Below are 15,191 nucleotides of genomic sequence, written 5' to 3'. Positions count from 1 at the left end.
AAATTTTAAGTGTCGAATACTTAGACAGGGGCCTTTTTCCGTCTTGAGACGCCTTGAAGGCCTTGGTATTTATGGAGTATGAAGCAATTTGAAAACCGCTGGATCTTTGAGTTCTTTGAAGAAAAACCCGACGCCATCATCAAGTCGATGTTCGGCGGACTGGCACTGTACTATCAGGGCCAGTTGAAGATGCTGCTGTCTGAAAATGTAGGGGACTATTCCTATCACGGTAAAGAATACGACTTCGAAGTCTGGAATGGTATTCTGATTGCGACCGACCGGATTCATCACGAGTCCCTGCAGAAGCAGTTCCCTTTTTTGGTGAATCATCCGGTTCTGCCGAAATGGCTGTATCTGCCCTTCACGTTCGAAGGCTGGGAAGAGCGCATCGAAATGATCACCCGCCTGGTGCGAAGTTCAGATCCCCGTGTGGGTGTGTGGCCCCAGGAAAAAGCGCGCAAGAAAACGAAGAAGAAAACCGTCAAAAAAGTCGTTAAAAAGAAAGTGACCAAGAAGGTCGCCAAGAAAGCCGTTTCCAGATCGAAAAAACCTGTAAAACGCCGTTGACCTTAACCCAGCGTCAACGTTGAGAGTTGTCTTAGAGGTAAGAATGAAAAACTGGCTGACGATTGGACAATTTGCCAAAGCTTCGGGCCTTTCCCCCAGAGCCCTGCGCATTTATGAAGACATGAATCTGCTGGTGCCACCACACCGCGGAGACAACGGTTATCGCTACTATCAGGAAAGCCAGCTTTCTGAAGCTGCTCGCCTGAAAGAGTTCAAAGATCTGGGATTCCTGCTGGAAGAAGTGAAAGCTCTTCTGCGGGCCGATCGAGATCTGGACAAATCAAGTCTGGTAAACTCACTCAGCCGTCGTCTGGATCTGGTGCGTGAGCAGTCGGATCAGCTGCAGGATCAGCGCCGACAGATTGAACAACTTCTTTCCTCTCTGAAGAACAACAAAAAGCCCATCGCGGCTGACGAGAGGAGAGCAATCATGAGTTATCAGGGAAATCCGGCCATTGTGGTCACAGGAATCCAAGGACTTCAGAAAACGGCCGAATATATTCAAAAGCATCTTCAGGATCGCAACATTCCCCTGCTGTTTTGGAGTGAGGAACTGGAACTTCCGGAATCTTATATTCTTGTTCTTCCTGAAGACAACCTCGGGGATAAAGGTGTGGAAAACCTGGCGCCCAATGTGATTGTCTTAAATTCCGTGAGTGGTTCAGATGATGCGATTCAAGAAAAGTACCTGCGTCTTTATAACTTTGTGGGTTCTCACGTGACGACGGTGATTCATGCTGAAGATCAGGCACTATTGGATATTGTTTCCAACGAAAGAATCAGAGACACCTACTATCAGTACTATTCAAAAAACCGCGCTTTGGAGAAGCAGATCAAAAAAATTGGCGGTCTGGTTTGTTCCGGCAGTGAAATTTCGTTGTACGGATACAATCTGCAAAAAGAGACGGTGTTTTTGAAGTTGGAGAGTCGTCTGGGGTTTACCGACGAGCTGGCTCTTTTAAGTTCGATCACGGCGGTGATGAAGCTGGGACTGCCGACAGAAAGTCTTTGTTTGAAATAAAAAAAGCCGGGTGATGAACCCGGCTTATAGCTTTTAAAGATACTTGTTCACAATCGCTTCCACGCGGTTGCGGATCGCATCCAGGCCCGCCTGGGAGGAGGATTCGTAACGAACCACCACCACCGGCTGCGTGTTGGAAGAGCGGCACAGCGCCCAGCCGTCAGCAAAACTCAAGCGGATGCCATCAGTGAAGTCGACTTTATAGTCAGCACCCTCTTTAGCCGGGAAAGCTTCGATCATCTTTTCAACGATCAGAACCTTTTTCTCCTCGGTAGTGTCGATGCGGATTTCCGGAGTGTTGAAAGCCGGTGGCAAACCTTCCAGCAATTGTGGAATTGTCTTGCCTGTTTTTGCCAGGATTTCCACCAAACGCAAAGCTGCGTAAGGAGCATCGTCATAACCGTGGTTGCGGTCGGCAAAGAACACGTGACCAGACATCTCGCCACCGAATGGTGCTTTTTCAACTTTGATTTTTTCTTTCACCAAAGAGTGTCCGGTTTTCCACATGATCGGCTGACCACCGTGTTTGGCAACATCGTGGTACAGGCGATCAGAACACTTCACGTCGCCAATGATCTTAGCCCCTTTTTGTTCAGCCAAAATCGCGCGGGAAATGATCACCATCAATTCATCACCGTAAACCATGCGGCCGGTGTGATCGACGACACCAATGCGGTCCGCATCGCCGTCAAAGCCGATACCGGCTACAGCACCCTCTTTCAGAACTTGCGCTTTCAGATCCACCAGGTTTTCTTCAACCGTTGGATCCGGGTGGTGATTGGGGAATGTGCCATCTGGCTGTTCAAACAAGATGGTTGGTTTCAAACCGCAGGCTTCAAACAGGCCGCGCACCACAGATCCGCCAGCACCGTTACCGCAGTCCAAAACAACTTTGGTGTCTTTGATGTGGCCGAATTCTTTAGCGTAACGTGCGTAGTACATTGGCTTGATGTCGAAGGATTCTTCTGAACCCTGACCGTCAATGAATTCGCCTTTTTGAATGATGTGCAAAAGCTTCTGGATTTCGACGCCAAAGATGGTGCCTTTACCCACAGAAATTTTAAAGCCGTTGTATTCTGGAGGATTGTGCGAACCAGTGACCTGAACCGCGCCATCGACTTTCAATTCAAACGTGGCAAAGTAACAAACTGGCGTGGTCACCAGACCCAGGTGAATAACGTTCGCGCCGGAATCCATCAGACCTTTTGCAAGATTCTTGATGATGGCCGGAGAGCTTTCACGTGCATCACAGCCCAACGCCACGGTTGGATTTGTGATGTTCTTGTTTTGTTTCATGTAAACGACGTAAGCGCGACCCAGCAGGTAAGCAAAGTTGTCGTCGAACTGTCCGTTATAGACGCCGCGAATGTCGTATTCTCTAAAAATGACGGGTTGAAACATATATCACCTCAATTATTTCAAGGGCTTAGGATTATAATTTCTGAGCTCTAGAGTCGAGCTAATTTTACCGCCCAGCGAACGGCATCAATCATCGAATGGGGGTTGGCTTTGTTCTTACCAAAGATGTCTTTGGCGGTCCCGTGGTCCACACTGGTGCGAATAAACGGGATCCCCAGGGTCATATGCACGCCACTGTCCTGCCCGTGAATCACTTTAAACGGAATCAGGCCCTGATCGTGATACAGACTCAAATAAACGGAGTATTTCTTCCAGTTTTGCGGGAAGAAAGCTGCGTCCGGAACCAGGGGTCCTTCAAATGGAATCTTTTTCTCTTTGGCAAAACTTACAAGCTCGGGGAAGAACAAAAGCTCTTCCTGCCCGATCAGGCCGGCCTCGCCGGCATGGGGGTTTAGACCCAGAACGCCGATGGGTTTTTTTGCCTGGGCCGCGGGAAGTTTCTTTCTGAGTTCATTGGCGTTAAGAAGGGCTTCGGCCAGCACGCTGAAACTTAAGTGCTTGGTGATTTCTTTCACCGGCAGATGTGCGGTGGCCAGAACCACGTTGAACTTTTCACCGACAAAACCCATGTGCACATGTTTGACACCAGAAAGTCTTTTTAAAATGTCCGTGTGTCCAAGGTCTTTAAAGCCTGCCGCTTTGATCGAAGTTTTCGATAAGGGGGCTGTGGCCAGCGCGTGAATTTCTTTCTTCAGGCAGGCTTTGGCGCTCAATTCCACCCATTTCGCGGGTGCCAAGTCCGAGGCAATATCAATCAGGTAAGGACCTTCGATTTCCAGAGCCTGGGAAAGGTCATCCACAGTGATGCGCTCAAATTTTTGATCAATCAATTTCAAATACTTTTGTGAAGCGCCATCCGGGCGCCACAACAAAAACTGTACGCCCTTTTGCGGGCCCAGATGATGCAGAGCCTTGGCCGTGACTTCAAAGCCAATGCCATCCACATCCCCGGTTGTAAGAGCGATTCGAAGTTTACTCATTGATACGGATGAAGGACTCATCACGTTTGGATTGCAGCCAGTTTTTCAACTGACGTTTGAAGCTGTTTTCCAGAAGCTGCGCTTTGATTTTGTCTTTGGCGCGTTCAAACTTCGGATCGGTGGTCAGCTTTTTGCCGGTCAGTTTTACGATATGGAAGCCCATGCGGGATTTCACAATCGGAGTGGTCTCGTTCACTTTCAGGCTGGAAATAGCCTCTTCAATTTCCGGAAGGAAGTCGCCGGACTTGAATGTGCCCAGAGCGCCGCCAGTGGAGAAATTGGGATCTTCACTGAACTGCTGCGCCAGGTTTTCAAAGTTTTCACCGCTGCGAAGTTTACCCAGCACGGTTTCAGCACGTTTAATGGAAGCTTCCGCGCCACCTTTTTTCGGGTTGAAGAAGATGTGGGACACCGAGAACTCGTCAATGGACGGACGGTTGTTCGGATTGGTTTTCAGATATTCATTCAAAGCGTCTTCATCAGAAATGCGCAGTTTGGAAATGATCTCGGCATCCATCAAAGAGCGTTTTTCAATGCTGTCTTTCAGGAAGCGGCGATAGTCATCCATGGAAACACCCTGCTGCTGGATCACTTTGGCAAGTTCCGCTTCGCTGACCTGGTTTTTGCGGGCCATTTCTTTCAATTCGGATTCCACGCGGTCGTTGGTCACGGTCAGATTCAGACGTTTGATTTCAGACTGCAGAATCTTTTCATTGATCAGGTAATCCAGCTGCGCTTTGCGGTTGCCGATAAGGCTGGTGGCTGGTTTATCAAACAGCAATGATTCATCAACCATGCCCTGTTTTGGAATGCGTTTTACAAGGTCCTTGAAATCAGATTCCAAAACCAGTTCGCTATTTACGATAGCCACAGTTTTTTCCACAATCTCGGCATGACTTGGTGTAGCCACTAGCAAAGCAAAAAGAAGATTAATCATTGGTTCCTCGTGTATCAACCTTGATGGAATTCATCAGTTCATAGTCCTTTAAGACTTTACTACTTCTGAGCTGGGCATCAAGCCACGCCACGTATTCCGCCTGCTCGCGTTGTGCGCGCAGCGCCCGGATAATCTGTGGTTTGACCTCTTCCAGGGATAAAGTGGAGGCCGGGGCCTTTTTTTCCACGCGAATCAGATGGATTCCGAACGGACTTTTGATTGTTTGCACGCCAGAGCCAACATTAAACAGGGGATCAAAGTAATCCACCGAGCCTTTTTCAATCCATCCGACAACACCACCCTGCTTGGCTTCAGGGGTGATGGAATACTTTCGGGCCAGCTCCGCAAAATCACCGGTTTTCAGGTCGACTTTGATGGCGTCCGCTTTCGCATCCTCGTCCACCACGATCTGGCGCAGGAATACACGTTCTTTGCGCTTGTAGCGGTCTTTGTTATCCTCGTAGTAACGTTTGATCTCTTCTTCCGTGGGTGCCTTGACCTTTTCGTTGATCTTTTTAAAGACCTCGCGTTCAACCAGGGAATATCTCAGTTCTTCACGCCATTCCGAGAACGACAGATTCTCCAAAGCCAGAGCCCGGCGGAAAGAAAGATCATCCGGATAGTTCGCGCGCAGTTTGTCGACTTCTTTATCCAGGGTGTTTTCCGAGATCACGATACTTTGCGCCCGTGCCCAGTCCAGCGTCAGGCTTTTCACCAGGAAGTCGCGCAGGATTTCTTCTTTGATGCGATGGATGTTGTTGGGGTCCTTCGCCGCCAGAGCGTCGAAGTTTCTAAGTCTTCGTGCCAGCTGGTTGGCAAACTGCTTGGAGGTCAGAACGTGATCATTCACCTTCTCCACAGGTTTGGTGGAGAGTTTCTGATAGCTTGATGGACATCCCGCCAAAGCGAGGCTCATAAAAATAAAAAGCCCCGTCAGTGCGGGGCTCTTTGAAAATTTCATCGGATCAAATCCTTATTTAAGAAGACCTTTGTTTTCTTTGATCGGATAAGACTTCTTCATTCTTTCGAAGTAGTCGTTAAAGACCTGTTTTCTTTTTTCATCGAAAACGGCCGCTCTGATCTGGCGTTTGTTCGCGTTCTCAAAGCTTCTGCGACCGGTCAGTTTAATAACGTGGAAGCCAAACTGAGTTTCGATAAGCCCCGTAATCTCACCGACCTTCATGTTGGCCACCGCTTCGTAATAATTCGGAACCAGTGTCACGCGGGATTGCCAGCCGATATCGCCGCCAACCTGCTTGGAAAGAGCATCGTCAGAGTAAAGCTTCACCAGCTCTTCAAATGGTCTTTTGCTCTTTTTAACCTCTTCGTAGATTTCTGTCGCACGTTTTTTTGCTTCAGCCACCTGCGCCGGAGTCGCCCCTGCTTTAAACTCAATCAGGATATGGCTGGTGCGAAGTTCCGGATTCTTGGCATACCATGCTTTCATTTCAGCATCGGAAACCTGGATTTTCTGAACACGCTGACCTATGTCTTTTTCCAGAAGGGCTTTATACATCTCCTGGTTGAAACGGTCTTGCACGATAGGGTCTTTTTGCAGATTGCGCTTTTCAGCCTCTTGAACACCCATTTCGTAGCGAACCAGGTCTTCCAGGAACTGTTCTTTGGTTGGCGGGTTGATCGTCTGAGACTTCACTTCGTTGTACTTTTTATTGAAGTCTTCAAGCGTGATAGTTTTTTTACCCACCTGAGCCACGACGTCCGTGGATTTCTGTGCAAAAGCGGTCGCAGAGATGAGCAACAAGATGCTGATTACAAGTTTCATGCTTCAAAAGTCCCTTTAAAAAGTTGAATGAGAACTATGCTAAAACGCTAGCACTGGGCATCATTATCCGCAATGAATTTAAGAGCTTGCTGCCTAGCTTGGTGCAAAAGAGCCTCTAACTCTAGAGCAAGGTCTGGGTTTCTCGGATCGATCTCTTTGCTCACTGGAGCCATCGGTCCCACCCAGTAAATGATCACTTTGGCGAAGGGTTTTGGCAGGAAGGTTTTATTCCATGATTTGGGGAAATGAATCGCACGATCACACGCCACACCCGCGGCGTAAATCGGACCGTGAATCATGCGTGAAAGTTCAAACACACCGGGTTTGACTTTGTGTAACGGGCCTTTTGGACCATCCACAGCAAAGCTGCAATTTCCCCCGTCTTTTACCAAACGCAAAAGACCTTTCAGGGCCTGCACACCACCGCGCGTGGAAGAACCGCGACTGGTTTTTGCCCCCAGCCATTTCAGCACGGTCGCCATCAACTCACCGTCTTTGGATTGTGAAGCGATGGTGGCTATACGGTATCTTTTTACGATGGATAAAAGCGCGAGCTCATCCCCGTGAAAATGCGCGAGCACCACCGGAGATGGAGTTGCAGAATCAACAGATTGTTTCAGGGAATCAGGCTCGATAAGCCGAACCCTCCATGTCCATGAGAGGGTTCGGTAGAAGACGAAAACAATAATCGGAAGAATATACTTTCTAAACACGATTAGTGGTGAAGAGCTTTTTTGAACTCTTCTGTCAGTTTCGGAACGATATCCAAAGCGTCACCCACGATGCCGTAAGTCGCTTTTTGGAAGATCGGCGCGTTGGCGTCGCTATTGATTGCCACGATCACTTTGGATCCGCTCATACCAGCCAAGTGCTGGATAGCGCCGGAGATACCCACCGCGATGTACAAAGTCGGAGCCACTGTTTTACCAGTTTGACCCACCTGCATGCCGTGACCAACCCAGCCCGCATCAACAACCGCACGGGAAGCACCCACTGTGGCACCCAAAACGTCCGCAAGATCATTCAAAATCTTGAAGTTGGCCGCTTCTTTCAGACCACGACCACCGCTGACAACGATGTTAGCTTCAGTCAGATCCAATTTTTCGGAAGCACCCTTCACGATTTCTTTGATCAAGGTCTTCAGGTCCGCCGCTGCAGCCGTGTGTTCAATCACGTTTGCAGTTTTGGAAGTGTCCGCGGCAGCCACTGGAAGCTGATTGGCGCGCATCAAAACGATTTTAACGGCGCTGTTTTCAAAGTTCACCGTCGCAAAACATTTGCCGGAGTACATTGGTTTAACCGCAGTCACGTTGTCGCCAGAAATATTCAAAGTCGTGCAATCACTTGCCACACCCACGCCCAAACGAGCCGCCACGCGAGGGAAAAGATCCTTACCGGTGGAGGAAGCAGAAGCCAGAATGATAGTCGGCTGAACTTTGCCGATGATCGCTGCGATATTCGCAGTGAAAGACTCTGGATTGTAAGCATCCAGGGAAGCGTCTTTCACAACGTGAACTTCAGAAGCCCCGTTGTGACCCAAAGCAGCCGTCACATCACCTGCGTGAGAGCCGAAAGCCACTGCAACCACTGTGTTGCCGGAAGCCGCTGCTGCCTGAAGAAGCTCTTGGGAGCTGCGTTTTAGTTTACCGTTTGAGTGTTCAGCAAAAACTAGAATTTTACCCATGTCTTAATCCTTACAGAACCTTCGCTTCATCGCGAAGAAGTTTAACCAGCTCGGACGCTTGTGCAGAAGCATCGCCAGAAAGCATTTTTACAGCTGGTTTGTCAGCCGGAAGAGCAAAGCCGGAGTATTTTATTTTGATGTCAGAAGCCGGGATGTTCAAAGAAGCAAATTCGATTTCTTTGATCACCTTCTTTTTGGCTTTCATGATGCCTGGAAGACTTGCATAACGAGGCATGTTCAAACCTTTGTTCGCCGCCACAACCGCTGGAGTCATCATTTGCACGACTTCTTTCGCGCCACCTTCGATATCGCGCTCAACCACAACGTTTTCGCCATTGAAATTGAATTTCGATACCACTGTGGTGTGAGGAACGTTCAGGAATTCAGCCATCATCTGGCTGACAGAGGAAGCATTGTCATCAATTGCAAGTTTGCCGGAGAAGATGACTTTTGCGCCGCCTTCAGCCTTGATCACTTCAGCCAAAGCTTTTGCCGTGGCAAAGTTGTCCAGACCTTCGCCGTTAACCACGATCGCTTCATCAGCGCCCATAGCCAATGCCGTACGCAAGGATTCAACGACACGAGCCTTTGGTCCAACAGACAGAACCCATACTTGGGATCCCGGATTTGCGTCGCGAAGCTTGTTGGCTTCCTCGACTGCATACTCGTCATAAGGGTTCATAACCCATTTAATACCCGCCGTGTCGATACCAGTCTGGTCGGGAGAGATCTTAATCTTTGTTTCGGTGTCAGGCACCTGCTTGATACACACAAAAATCTTCATGTTTTACCCCGTTTTTAAGAGGGTTTCGTTCTATCCCAAGTCCAGGAAAGGCAAAACTAAATTGTATATTTAACGTGTCGCGAAACATGACGGGGGACATGGACAAAAAGCTGCACCCGGGAGTATGGTAAGTGGAAACTTATTGAGAAAATACACACCAAAAACAAGGGGTTCTACACCATGTCTGGATTTCTCGGATCTACCGTCGGGAAAAAGTACCTAATGGGAATCACCGGTTTAGTATGGGCGGGATTTGTTCTCGCACACATGGCCGGCAATCTGCTCATTTTCGTAAGTAACGATGCCTACAATGCTTACGGACACGCACTGACAAGCGGAAACATCATCTACGTCGCAGAAGCCGTTCTGGTTCTGGCGTTGATCGTTCACGTCTTCTGTGCTTTGAGTCTTACTAAAAATAACCGCGAGGCAAAACAACAGCGCTACGCCGTTGCCGCTTCCGGAAAAAAGAAAGTCACACTGGCTTCCCGCACGATGGCGATTCAGGGCAGTCTGATTCTTCTTTTCATCATTCTTCACCTGATCACTTTCAAATACGGCACGCACTATGAAACCACCGTCAACGGTGTGGTGATGCGCGACCTGGCGAAGCTGATGTTTGAAGTCTTTCAAAGCCCTGGTTACATCGCATGGTATGTGGTGTGTCTGGTTCTTCTGGGCTTCCATCTTAGCCACGGTGTCGGATCCACATTCCAGTCATTGGGTTTGATGGAAGGCACATACAGAAACACGTGGAAGAAACTGAGCTACGCTTACGCAGTTGTTGTGGCGGCGGGTTTTATCGCTCAACCAGTTTACATTTTCCTTGTCGGTAACTAAGGGGACAACACATGGCGCACAATTTAGACAGCAAAATTCCAAGTGGCCCGATTGAATCCAAATGGACCAAAACCAAGTTCGACTACAAGCTGGTGAATCCGGCAAACAAAAGAAAGCACTCCATCATCGTGGTGGGAACCGGTCTTGCCGGGGCCTCTGCGGCGGCTTCTTTGGGTGAACTGGGATATAAAGTAAAAGCTTTCTGCGTGCATGAATCCCCTCGCCGTGCCCACTCGGTGGCGGCTCAGGGTGGTATCAATGCTGCGAAAAACTACCAGAACGACGGCGATTCCACGTACCGTCTTTTCTACGACACCGTTAAGGGTGGTGACTTCCGCGCACGTGAAGCCAACGTTTACCGTCTGGCGGAAGTGTCTGCGAACATCATCGATCAGATGGTGGCTCAGGGGGTTCCATTTGCCCGTGAATACGGCGGAACTCTGGCCAACCGTTCTTTTGGTGGCGCGCAAGTGTCCCGTACTTTCTATGCCCGTGGTCAGACCGGTCAGCAGCTTCTGCTGGGTGCTTACTCAGAGATGATGAGACAGGTTGATATCGGCAACGTTGAGTTGCGCAGCCGCCGCGAAATGCTGGATGTTGTGGTGATCGACGGCAAAGCCCGCGGCATCGTGGTACGTAACCTTTTGACCGGCGAAATTGAATCCCACGAAGCTGATGCGGTGGTGATTGCTTCCGGCGGTTATTCCAACGTGTTCTTCCTTTCCACCAATGCGATGAACTGTGCGGTGACGGCAGCGTGGAAAGCCCACAAACGTGGCGCTTACTTCGCGAACCCTTGTTACACTCAGATTCACCCGACTTGTATTCCGGTTCACGGCGAAAACCAGTCCAAACTGACTTTGATGTCTGAATCCCTGCGCAACGACGGTCGCGTGTGGGTGCCAAAAGCTGTCGGTGACAAACGTCATCCGAATGACATCCCGGAAAACGAACGCGATTACTATCTGGAGCGTGTGTACCCGTCCTTCGGGAACCTGGCTCCTCGTGACGTCGCTTCCCGTCAGGCGAAATACCGCTGTGACGAAGGCCGTGGCGTGAATGAAGCTGGTAAAGCGGTTTACCTGGATTTCGCAGATGCGATCAAACGTCTGGGTGAAGACAAGATTTCTGAAAGATACGGAAACTTGTTCGACATGTACGACAAAATCACCGGCCAGAATCCGTACAAACAGCCGATGATGATTTACCCGGCTCCTCACTACACCATGGGTGGTCTGTGGGTGGACTACAATCTGGAATCCACGATTCCAGGTCTGTTCGTTGCGGGTGAAGCGAACTTCTCTGACCACGGTGCCAACCGCTTGGGTGCGTCTGCACTGATGCAGGGTCTGGCGGATGGTTACTTCGTGCTGCCGTTCACTTTGGGGAACTACCTGGGTGGAACCAAACTTGAAAAAGTGGCGACCACGAATGAAGCCTTCAAAGCGGCTGAACACGGCGTGAAGGAAGAAATCAAAAAAATGATGAACATCAAAGGGGCCCGCACGGTGGACAGCTTCCACAAAGAGCTGGGCAACGTGATGTGGGAATACTGCGGTATGGGTCGTAACGAAGCCGGCTTGAAGAAGGCCCTTCAGGAAATCCCAAAAATCCGCGAAGAGTTCTGGAACAACGTGCGTATTCCGGGTGATTCAAATTATCTCAACGTCGAGCTTGAAAAAGCAGGACGTGTGGCGGACTTCCTGGAGCTGGGTGAGTTGATGTGCCGTGATGCTCTGGAGCGCCAGGAATCCTGCGGTGGTCATTACCGTGAAGAGTATCAGGTGGATGGCGAAGCCAAACGTGATGACGAGAAGTTCTGTCACGTGGCTGCTTGGGAATACACTGGCGAAAACAAACCGTCCGTGCGTCACCAGGAAGAGCTGAAATTCGAAAACGTACACCTAGCAACTCGTAGCTATAAATAAGAGGCGTAGCATGTCTGGAAAAAATATTAATCTGACTTTGAAAGTTTGGAGACAAAAAGGCCCGAAAGACCAGGGGGCCTTTGCAGAGTATCAGGCCAAGAACGTTTCTGAAGACGCTTCTTTCCTGGAAATGCTGGATGCTGTGAATGAAGAGCTGGTTGCAAAAGGTGATGAGCCTATCGCCTTTGATCACGACTGCCGTGAAGGTATCTGTGGTACTTGTGGTTTTGTGATCGACGGTGAAGCTCACGGTCCGATGAAATCCACAACTGTGTGTCAGCTGCACATGCGTAATTTCAACGATGGTGCGGTTCTGACAATTGAGCCTTTCCGTGCAAAAGCCTTCCCGATGATCAAGGACTTGATGGTGGACAGATCCGCTTTGGATCGTATCATCTCTTCCGGTGGTTATATCTCTGCGAACACCGGTAACGCGGTTGACGCCAATGCGATTCTGGTTCCGAAGGCCGATGCGGATGAAGCGATGTCTTCTGCAACGTGCATCGGTTGTGGCGCATGTGTGGCGGCTTGTAAGAACGCGTCTGCGGCCCTGTTCACTTCCGCTAAGATCTCTCACATGGCACTGCTTCCGCAGGGTCAGGTTGAAAGAAAAGAACGCGCCATGCGCATGGTGGGTGCGATGGATGCAGAAGGCTTCGGCGCCTGCACCACAACAGGTGCGTGCGAAGCGGCCTGCCCGAAAGAAATCCAGCTGACCAACATCAGCCGCATGAACCGCGAATTCTTCGTGGCCAACGTCACTAAACGTGAAAAACACAAAGACGGCGGCGCCGGCTAAATCTTAAAAGGGAGTCTTCGGACTCCCTTTTTTATTTCCAAAAGGTGCCTGGTGATTTTTTACACCTACGGCGCGTTAAGTCCCCCTAAACACGGCTATTCTGTTTAGACTTCTGCTTGTTAATTCGCTCACTTAAGGTAAATGACGCTGTGTAGGTGTAAAAAATCACCAGGCACCTTTAACCTTTAAATTCTGCATCATGGGTCTGTCTTATTGAGAGACATCTTTGAATCAAATCATCTTCGAATACTTCTAAAGCTTGTTCAGCAAACTTCCGAAACTAGACCAAGGATTGGGCTTATGAAGAAGATTGATCAACTGATGGCAGAACTGGGCTTTAACAAAAACGCACCTGACAGTGTGAAAGAAGCCTTTATTAAGCACCTTATTAAAGCGTCCACGGGTGTGAATGTGGTGACTCCTTCTGAGAAAAAAGAGATGGCGGCAAACCCTGAACGCATTGTTCAGTTTAAAACTCCTCAACAACTCAGTTTTGATTTTGTTGAGGACGCAACACCTAGACCAAAGACCAGCAAGAAAGCCGTGTCTTAGTCGAGAGCCCGGTGGAAATCCCTGCTCACCACTGGACTTTCGTCTGGAAACAACTGGACTTTGAGCCAAAATTTTTAAGAAATCTAACCACAATCGAAAGATAGATAACCAGCCCCCTTTCACATTGGTACCATTTTGGAACTAGGAAACGTCTGGGAAAATTTTTCCCCTTCGCTTTCTGGAAAATCACCCAATGAAGGAGAGGATCATATGAAAGGGCTTATCGGAAGAGCCTCCAAGGCAGCCATCTTCGGTTTGCTGATCACAGGATTGAACGCGTTTGCAGCAACGCCGGAATCCGTACCTGGTGAATTCATCGTAAAATTCAAGGACGAAGCCGTCGCTGTTTCTTCCATGAAAGAGCTGAGCCAGGATCTGGGTTCTTACATTAAAGATGTAATCCCTGGTCAAAACATCGTCGTGATCAAGCGTCCGGTGTTTGAAATCCAATCCAACGTGATGAAATCCCTGGCGATGAATCCCAACGTGGACATCGTTGAGCCGAACTTCATCTATAGAATCAATAAAACTCCCAACGATCCAATGCTGGGTCAATTGTGGGGCATGATCAACACTGGTCAGGCTGATTCCCAAAAACGTGAGGGCATTGCCGGCATCGACATTGGTGCAGCACAAGCCTGGGATATCACGACGGGTTCCAAAGATGTTGTTGTTGCCGTGATCGACACGGGTATCAACTACAACCATCCGGATCTGAAATCCAATTTGTGGACGAACGATGCGGAATTGAACGGTAAAGCAGGCGTTGACGATGACGGCAACGGCATCATCGATGACATTTACGGTGCAAACTTCGTAACGGCGGCAAAACCTACTGGTAATCCACTGGATGACCACGGTCACGGTTCTCACTGCTCTGGTACCATCGGTGCTTCCGGTGATGACGGCAAAGGTCTTGTGGGTGTGGCTTGGAACGTTCGCATCATGGGTGTGAAATTCCTTTCTGCGAGCGGTTCCGGTTCTTTGGATGGCGCTTTGAAAGCCATTGATTACGCAACTTCCAAGGGTGCAAAAATCCTTTCCAACTCCTGGGGTGGCGGTGGCTACTCTGAGACTTTGAAGCAGGCGATCGAAAGATCCAATGCAGCAGGTACTTTGTTTGTGGCGGCTGCGGGGAATGAATCCAACAACAACGATTCCAACCCGACTTACCCTGCAACTTACGATGTGCCAAACGTGTTGTCTGTAGCAGCTATTGATAACCGCGGTCAGATCGCTTCTTTCTCGAACTATGGTAAAACCAAAGTTCACGTGGGCGCTCCGGGTGTGAACATCGTTTCCTCCATCACAGGTGCGGGTTATGATTCCTGGTCCGGTACTTCCATGGCGACACCTCACGTGTCTGGCATGGCCGTTCTTCTGGCAACAGCAGAACCGAATCTGACAGGTATCGAGATGAAAGAAAGAATTATCGCGACTTCCAAGCCTCTGGCGGGTCTTCGTGGTAAATCCAAAGGTGGTTTGGCAAATGCATACACCATGCTGACAAACACCCTGCCACAGCCGGATCCAAACGATCCCGTAAACTGGCAGACTGTGGACGTGGCTCACTCCACTCCGCACCCTTACACCAACAAATCCAACCTGGTGTATGAAGTTTCTGTACCGGGCGCAAAGCAGATCTCTGTCTATTTCTCCAAGTTCGACACTGAGAGAGACTATGACAAAGTGGAGCTTTACGATGCCAATGGCAAACTTGTCGGTACCATGAGCGGCAAGAACGATGAAACATTCTCTCCGGTGATTGATGGTGAGTATGTGAAGATCGTCTTCACTTCCGATGATTCAGTTAACAGATACGGTTTCGATATCACTAAAGCGGCGTGGAGATAATAAGCCCCACTGGTGATTGAAAAAGCAAAAGCCACTCTGGAAA

General features: G+C 49.3%; 15 protein-coding genes. 7 read left to right on the top strand and 8 right to left on the bottom strand.

Annotated elements, in window-relative coordinates:
* Positions 1-78 precede the first annotated feature (78 nt).
* Together ACNQKP_RS04040 and ACNQKP_RS04035 are read left to right on the top strand one after the other, a co-directional pair.
* Positions 79-567 carry a hypothetical protein gene (locus ACNQKP_RS04040; RefSeq protein WP_417862989.1) on the top strand — a complete coding sequence of 163 codons (489 nt, stop codon included), beginning with the start codon at positions 79-81 and terminating at the stop codon, positions 565-567.
* Positions 568-610: 43 nt separating this feature from the next.
* Entirely contained in the window at positions 611-1,588 is a 978-nt protein-coding gene (locus ACNQKP_RS04035) for a MerR family transcriptional regulator (RefSeq protein WP_417862987.1), read from the top strand.
* A 33-nt stretch (positions 1,589-1,621) separates the two neighbouring features.
* Here the strand turns inward: ACNQKP_RS04035 and ACNQKP_RS04030 are convergent, their stop codons facing one another.
* The 8 genes from ACNQKP_RS04030 to ACNQKP_RS03995 all read right to left on the bottom strand — a co-directional run bounded on the left by ACNQKP_RS04030 (position 1,622) and on the right by ACNQKP_RS03995 (position 9,175).
* Positions 1,622-2,989, bottom strand: coding sequence for a phosphomannomutase/phosphoglucomutase (locus ACNQKP_RS04030; protein ID WP_417862986.1), 1,368 nt, complete (start codon positions 2,987-2,989; stop codon positions 1,622-1,624).
* A gap of 47 nt (positions 2,990-3,036) precedes the next feature.
* Positions 3,037-3,987 (bottom strand): 4-hydroxythreonine-4-phosphate dehydrogenase PdxA, encoded by a 951-nt coding sequence (locus tag ACNQKP_RS04025; RefSeq protein ID WP_417862984.1) that lies wholly within the window; start codon positions 3,985-3,987, stop codon positions 3,037-3,039.
* The gene (locus ACNQKP_RS04020; protein WP_417862982.1) at positions 3,980-4,924 is read right to left on the bottom strand and encodes a peptidylprolyl isomerase; all 945 of its coding nucleotides are present in this window, start codon (positions 4,922-4,924) and stop codon (positions 3,980-3,982) included. The genes ACNQKP_RS04025 and ACNQKP_RS04020 overlap by 8 nt, the downstream gene beginning before the upstream one ends.
* A complete protein-coding gene (locus ACNQKP_RS04015; protein ID WP_417862981.1) occupies positions 4,917-5,885 on the bottom strand; it encodes a peptidylprolyl isomerase in 969 nt (322 codons plus the stop codon). The genes ACNQKP_RS04020 and ACNQKP_RS04015 overlap by 8 nt, the downstream gene beginning before the upstream one ends.
* A gap of 12 nt (positions 5,886-5,897) precedes the next feature.
* A complete protein-coding gene (locus tag ACNQKP_RS04010) occupies positions 5,898-6,707 on the bottom strand; it encodes a peptidylprolyl isomerase (protein WP_417862980.1) in 810 nt (269 codons plus the stop codon).
* A 47-nt stretch (positions 6,708-6,754) separates the two neighbouring features.
* The gene (locus tag ACNQKP_RS04005) at positions 6,755-7,288 is read right to left on the bottom strand and encodes a lysophospholipid acyltransferase family protein (RefSeq protein WP_226987867.1); all 534 of its coding nucleotides are present in this window, start codon (positions 7,286-7,288) and stop codon (positions 6,755-6,757) included.
* Between the two features lie 134 nt (positions 7,289-7,422).
* Complete coding sequence (locus tag ACNQKP_RS04000) at positions 7,423-8,391, bottom strand: electron transfer flavoprotein subunit alpha/FixB family protein (RefSeq protein WP_417862979.1); 969 nt, start codon at positions 8,389-8,391, stop codon at positions 7,423-7,425.
* 10 nt (positions 8,392-8,401) lie between these two features.
* Positions 8,402-9,175 carry an electron transfer flavoprotein subunit beta/FixA family protein gene (locus ACNQKP_RS03995; protein WP_011162646.1) on the bottom strand — a complete coding sequence of 258 codons (774 nt, stop codon included), beginning with the start codon at positions 9,173-9,175 and terminating at the stop codon, positions 8,402-8,404.
* 180 nt (positions 9,176-9,355) lie between these two features.
* Between ACNQKP_RS03995 and ACNQKP_RS03990 the strand changes: the two genes are divergently transcribed.
* The 5 genes from ACNQKP_RS03990 to ACNQKP_RS03970 all read left to right on the top strand — a co-directional run bounded on the left by ACNQKP_RS03990 (position 9,356) and on the right by ACNQKP_RS03970 (position 15,148).
* Complete coding sequence (locus ACNQKP_RS03990) at positions 9,356-10,015, top strand: succinate dehydrogenase cytochrome b subunit (RefSeq protein WP_417862978.1); 660 nt, start codon at positions 9,356-9,358, stop codon at positions 10,013-10,015.
* An 11-nt stretch (positions 10,016-10,026) separates the two neighbouring features.
* Positions 10,027-11,943, top strand: coding sequence for a fumarate reductase/succinate dehydrogenase flavoprotein subunit (locus ACNQKP_RS03985; RefSeq protein WP_417862977.1), 1,917 nt, complete (start codon positions 10,027-10,029; stop codon positions 11,941-11,943).
* 10 nt (positions 11,944-11,953) lie between these two features.
* Positions 11,954-12,742: a succinate dehydrogenase/fumarate reductase iron-sulfur subunit gene (locus tag ACNQKP_RS03980; protein ID WP_011162649.1), complete on the top strand. Its 789-nt coding sequence runs from the start codon at positions 11,954-11,956 to the stop codon at positions 12,740-12,742.
* 300 nt (positions 12,743-13,042) lie between these two features.
* Entirely contained in the window at positions 13,043-13,294 is a 252-nt protein-coding gene (locus ACNQKP_RS03975) for a hypothetical protein (protein WP_417862976.1), read from the top strand.
* A gap of 210 nt (positions 13,295-13,504) precedes the next feature.
* Positions 13,505-15,148, top strand: coding sequence for a S8 family serine peptidase (locus tag ACNQKP_RS03970; protein ID WP_374027774.1), 1,644 nt, complete (start codon positions 13,505-13,507; stop codon positions 15,146-15,148).
* Positions 15,149-15,191: the final 43 nt, after the last annotated feature.

Source organism: Bdellovibrio bacteriovorus (genome assembly GCF_048286975.1).
Taxonomy (GTDB): Bacteria; Bdellovibrionota; Bdellovibrionia; order Bdellovibrionales; family Bdellovibrionaceae; genus Bdellovibrio; species Bdellovibrio bacteriovorus_H.
The sequence above is the reverse complement of the archived record's forward strand: the minus strand, read 5'-3'. Positions and strand labels throughout refer to the sequence as shown.

Bases quoted from the DNA above. Each gene is read 5' to 3' on its own strand.
- ACNQKP_RS04040 (WP_417862989.1), top strand. From the start codon at position 79: ATGAAGCAATTTGAAAACCGCTGGATCTTTGAGTTCTTTGAAGAAAAA.
- ACNQKP_RS04035 (WP_417862987.1), top strand. From the start codon at position 611: ATGAAAAACTGGCTGACGATTGGACAATTTGCCAAAGCTTCGGGCCTT.
- ACNQKP_RS04030 (WP_417862986.1), bottom strand. From the start codon at position 2,989: ATGTTTCAACCCGTCATTTTTAGAGAATACGACATTCGCGGCGTCTAT.
- ACNQKP_RS04025 (WP_417862984.1), bottom strand. From the start codon at position 3,987: ATGAGTAAACTTCGAATCGCTCTTACAACCGGGGATGTGGATGGCATT.
- ACNQKP_RS04020 (WP_417862982.1), bottom strand. From the start codon at position 4,924: ATGATTAATCTTCTTTTTGCTTTGCTAGTGGCTACACCAAGTCATGCC.
- ACNQKP_RS04015 (WP_417862981.1), bottom strand. From the start codon at position 5,885: ATGAAATTTTCAAAGAGCCCCGCACTGACGGGGCTTTTTATTTTTATG.
- ACNQKP_RS04010 (WP_417862980.1), bottom strand. From the start codon at position 6,707: ATGAAACTTGTAATCAGCATCTTGTTGCTCATCTCTGCGACCGCTTTT.
- ACNQKP_RS04000 (WP_417862979.1), bottom strand. From the start codon at position 8,391: ATGGGTAAAATTCTAGTTTTTGCTGAACACTCAAACGGTAAACTAAAA.
- ACNQKP_RS03995 (WP_011162646.1), bottom strand. From the start codon at position 9,175: ATGAAGATTTTTGTGTGTATCAAGCAGGTGCCTGACACCGAAACAAAG.
- ACNQKP_RS03990 (WP_417862978.1), top strand. From the start codon at position 9,356: ATGTCTGGATTTCTCGGATCTACCGTCGGGAAAAAGTACCTAATGGGA.
- ACNQKP_RS03985 (WP_417862977.1), top strand. From the start codon at position 10,027: ATGGCGCACAATTTAGACAGCAAAATTCCAAGTGGCCCGATTGAATCC.
- ACNQKP_RS03980 (WP_011162649.1), top strand. From the start codon at position 11,954: ATGTCTGGAAAAAATATTAATCTGACTTTGAAAGTTTGGAGACAAAAA.
- ACNQKP_RS03975 (WP_417862976.1), top strand. From the start codon at position 13,043: ATGAAGAAGATTGATCAACTGATGGCAGAACTGGGCTTTAACAAAAAC.
- ACNQKP_RS03970 (WP_374027774.1), top strand. From the start codon at position 13,505: ATGAAAGGGCTTATCGGAAGAGCCTCCAAGGCAGCCATCTTCGGTTTG.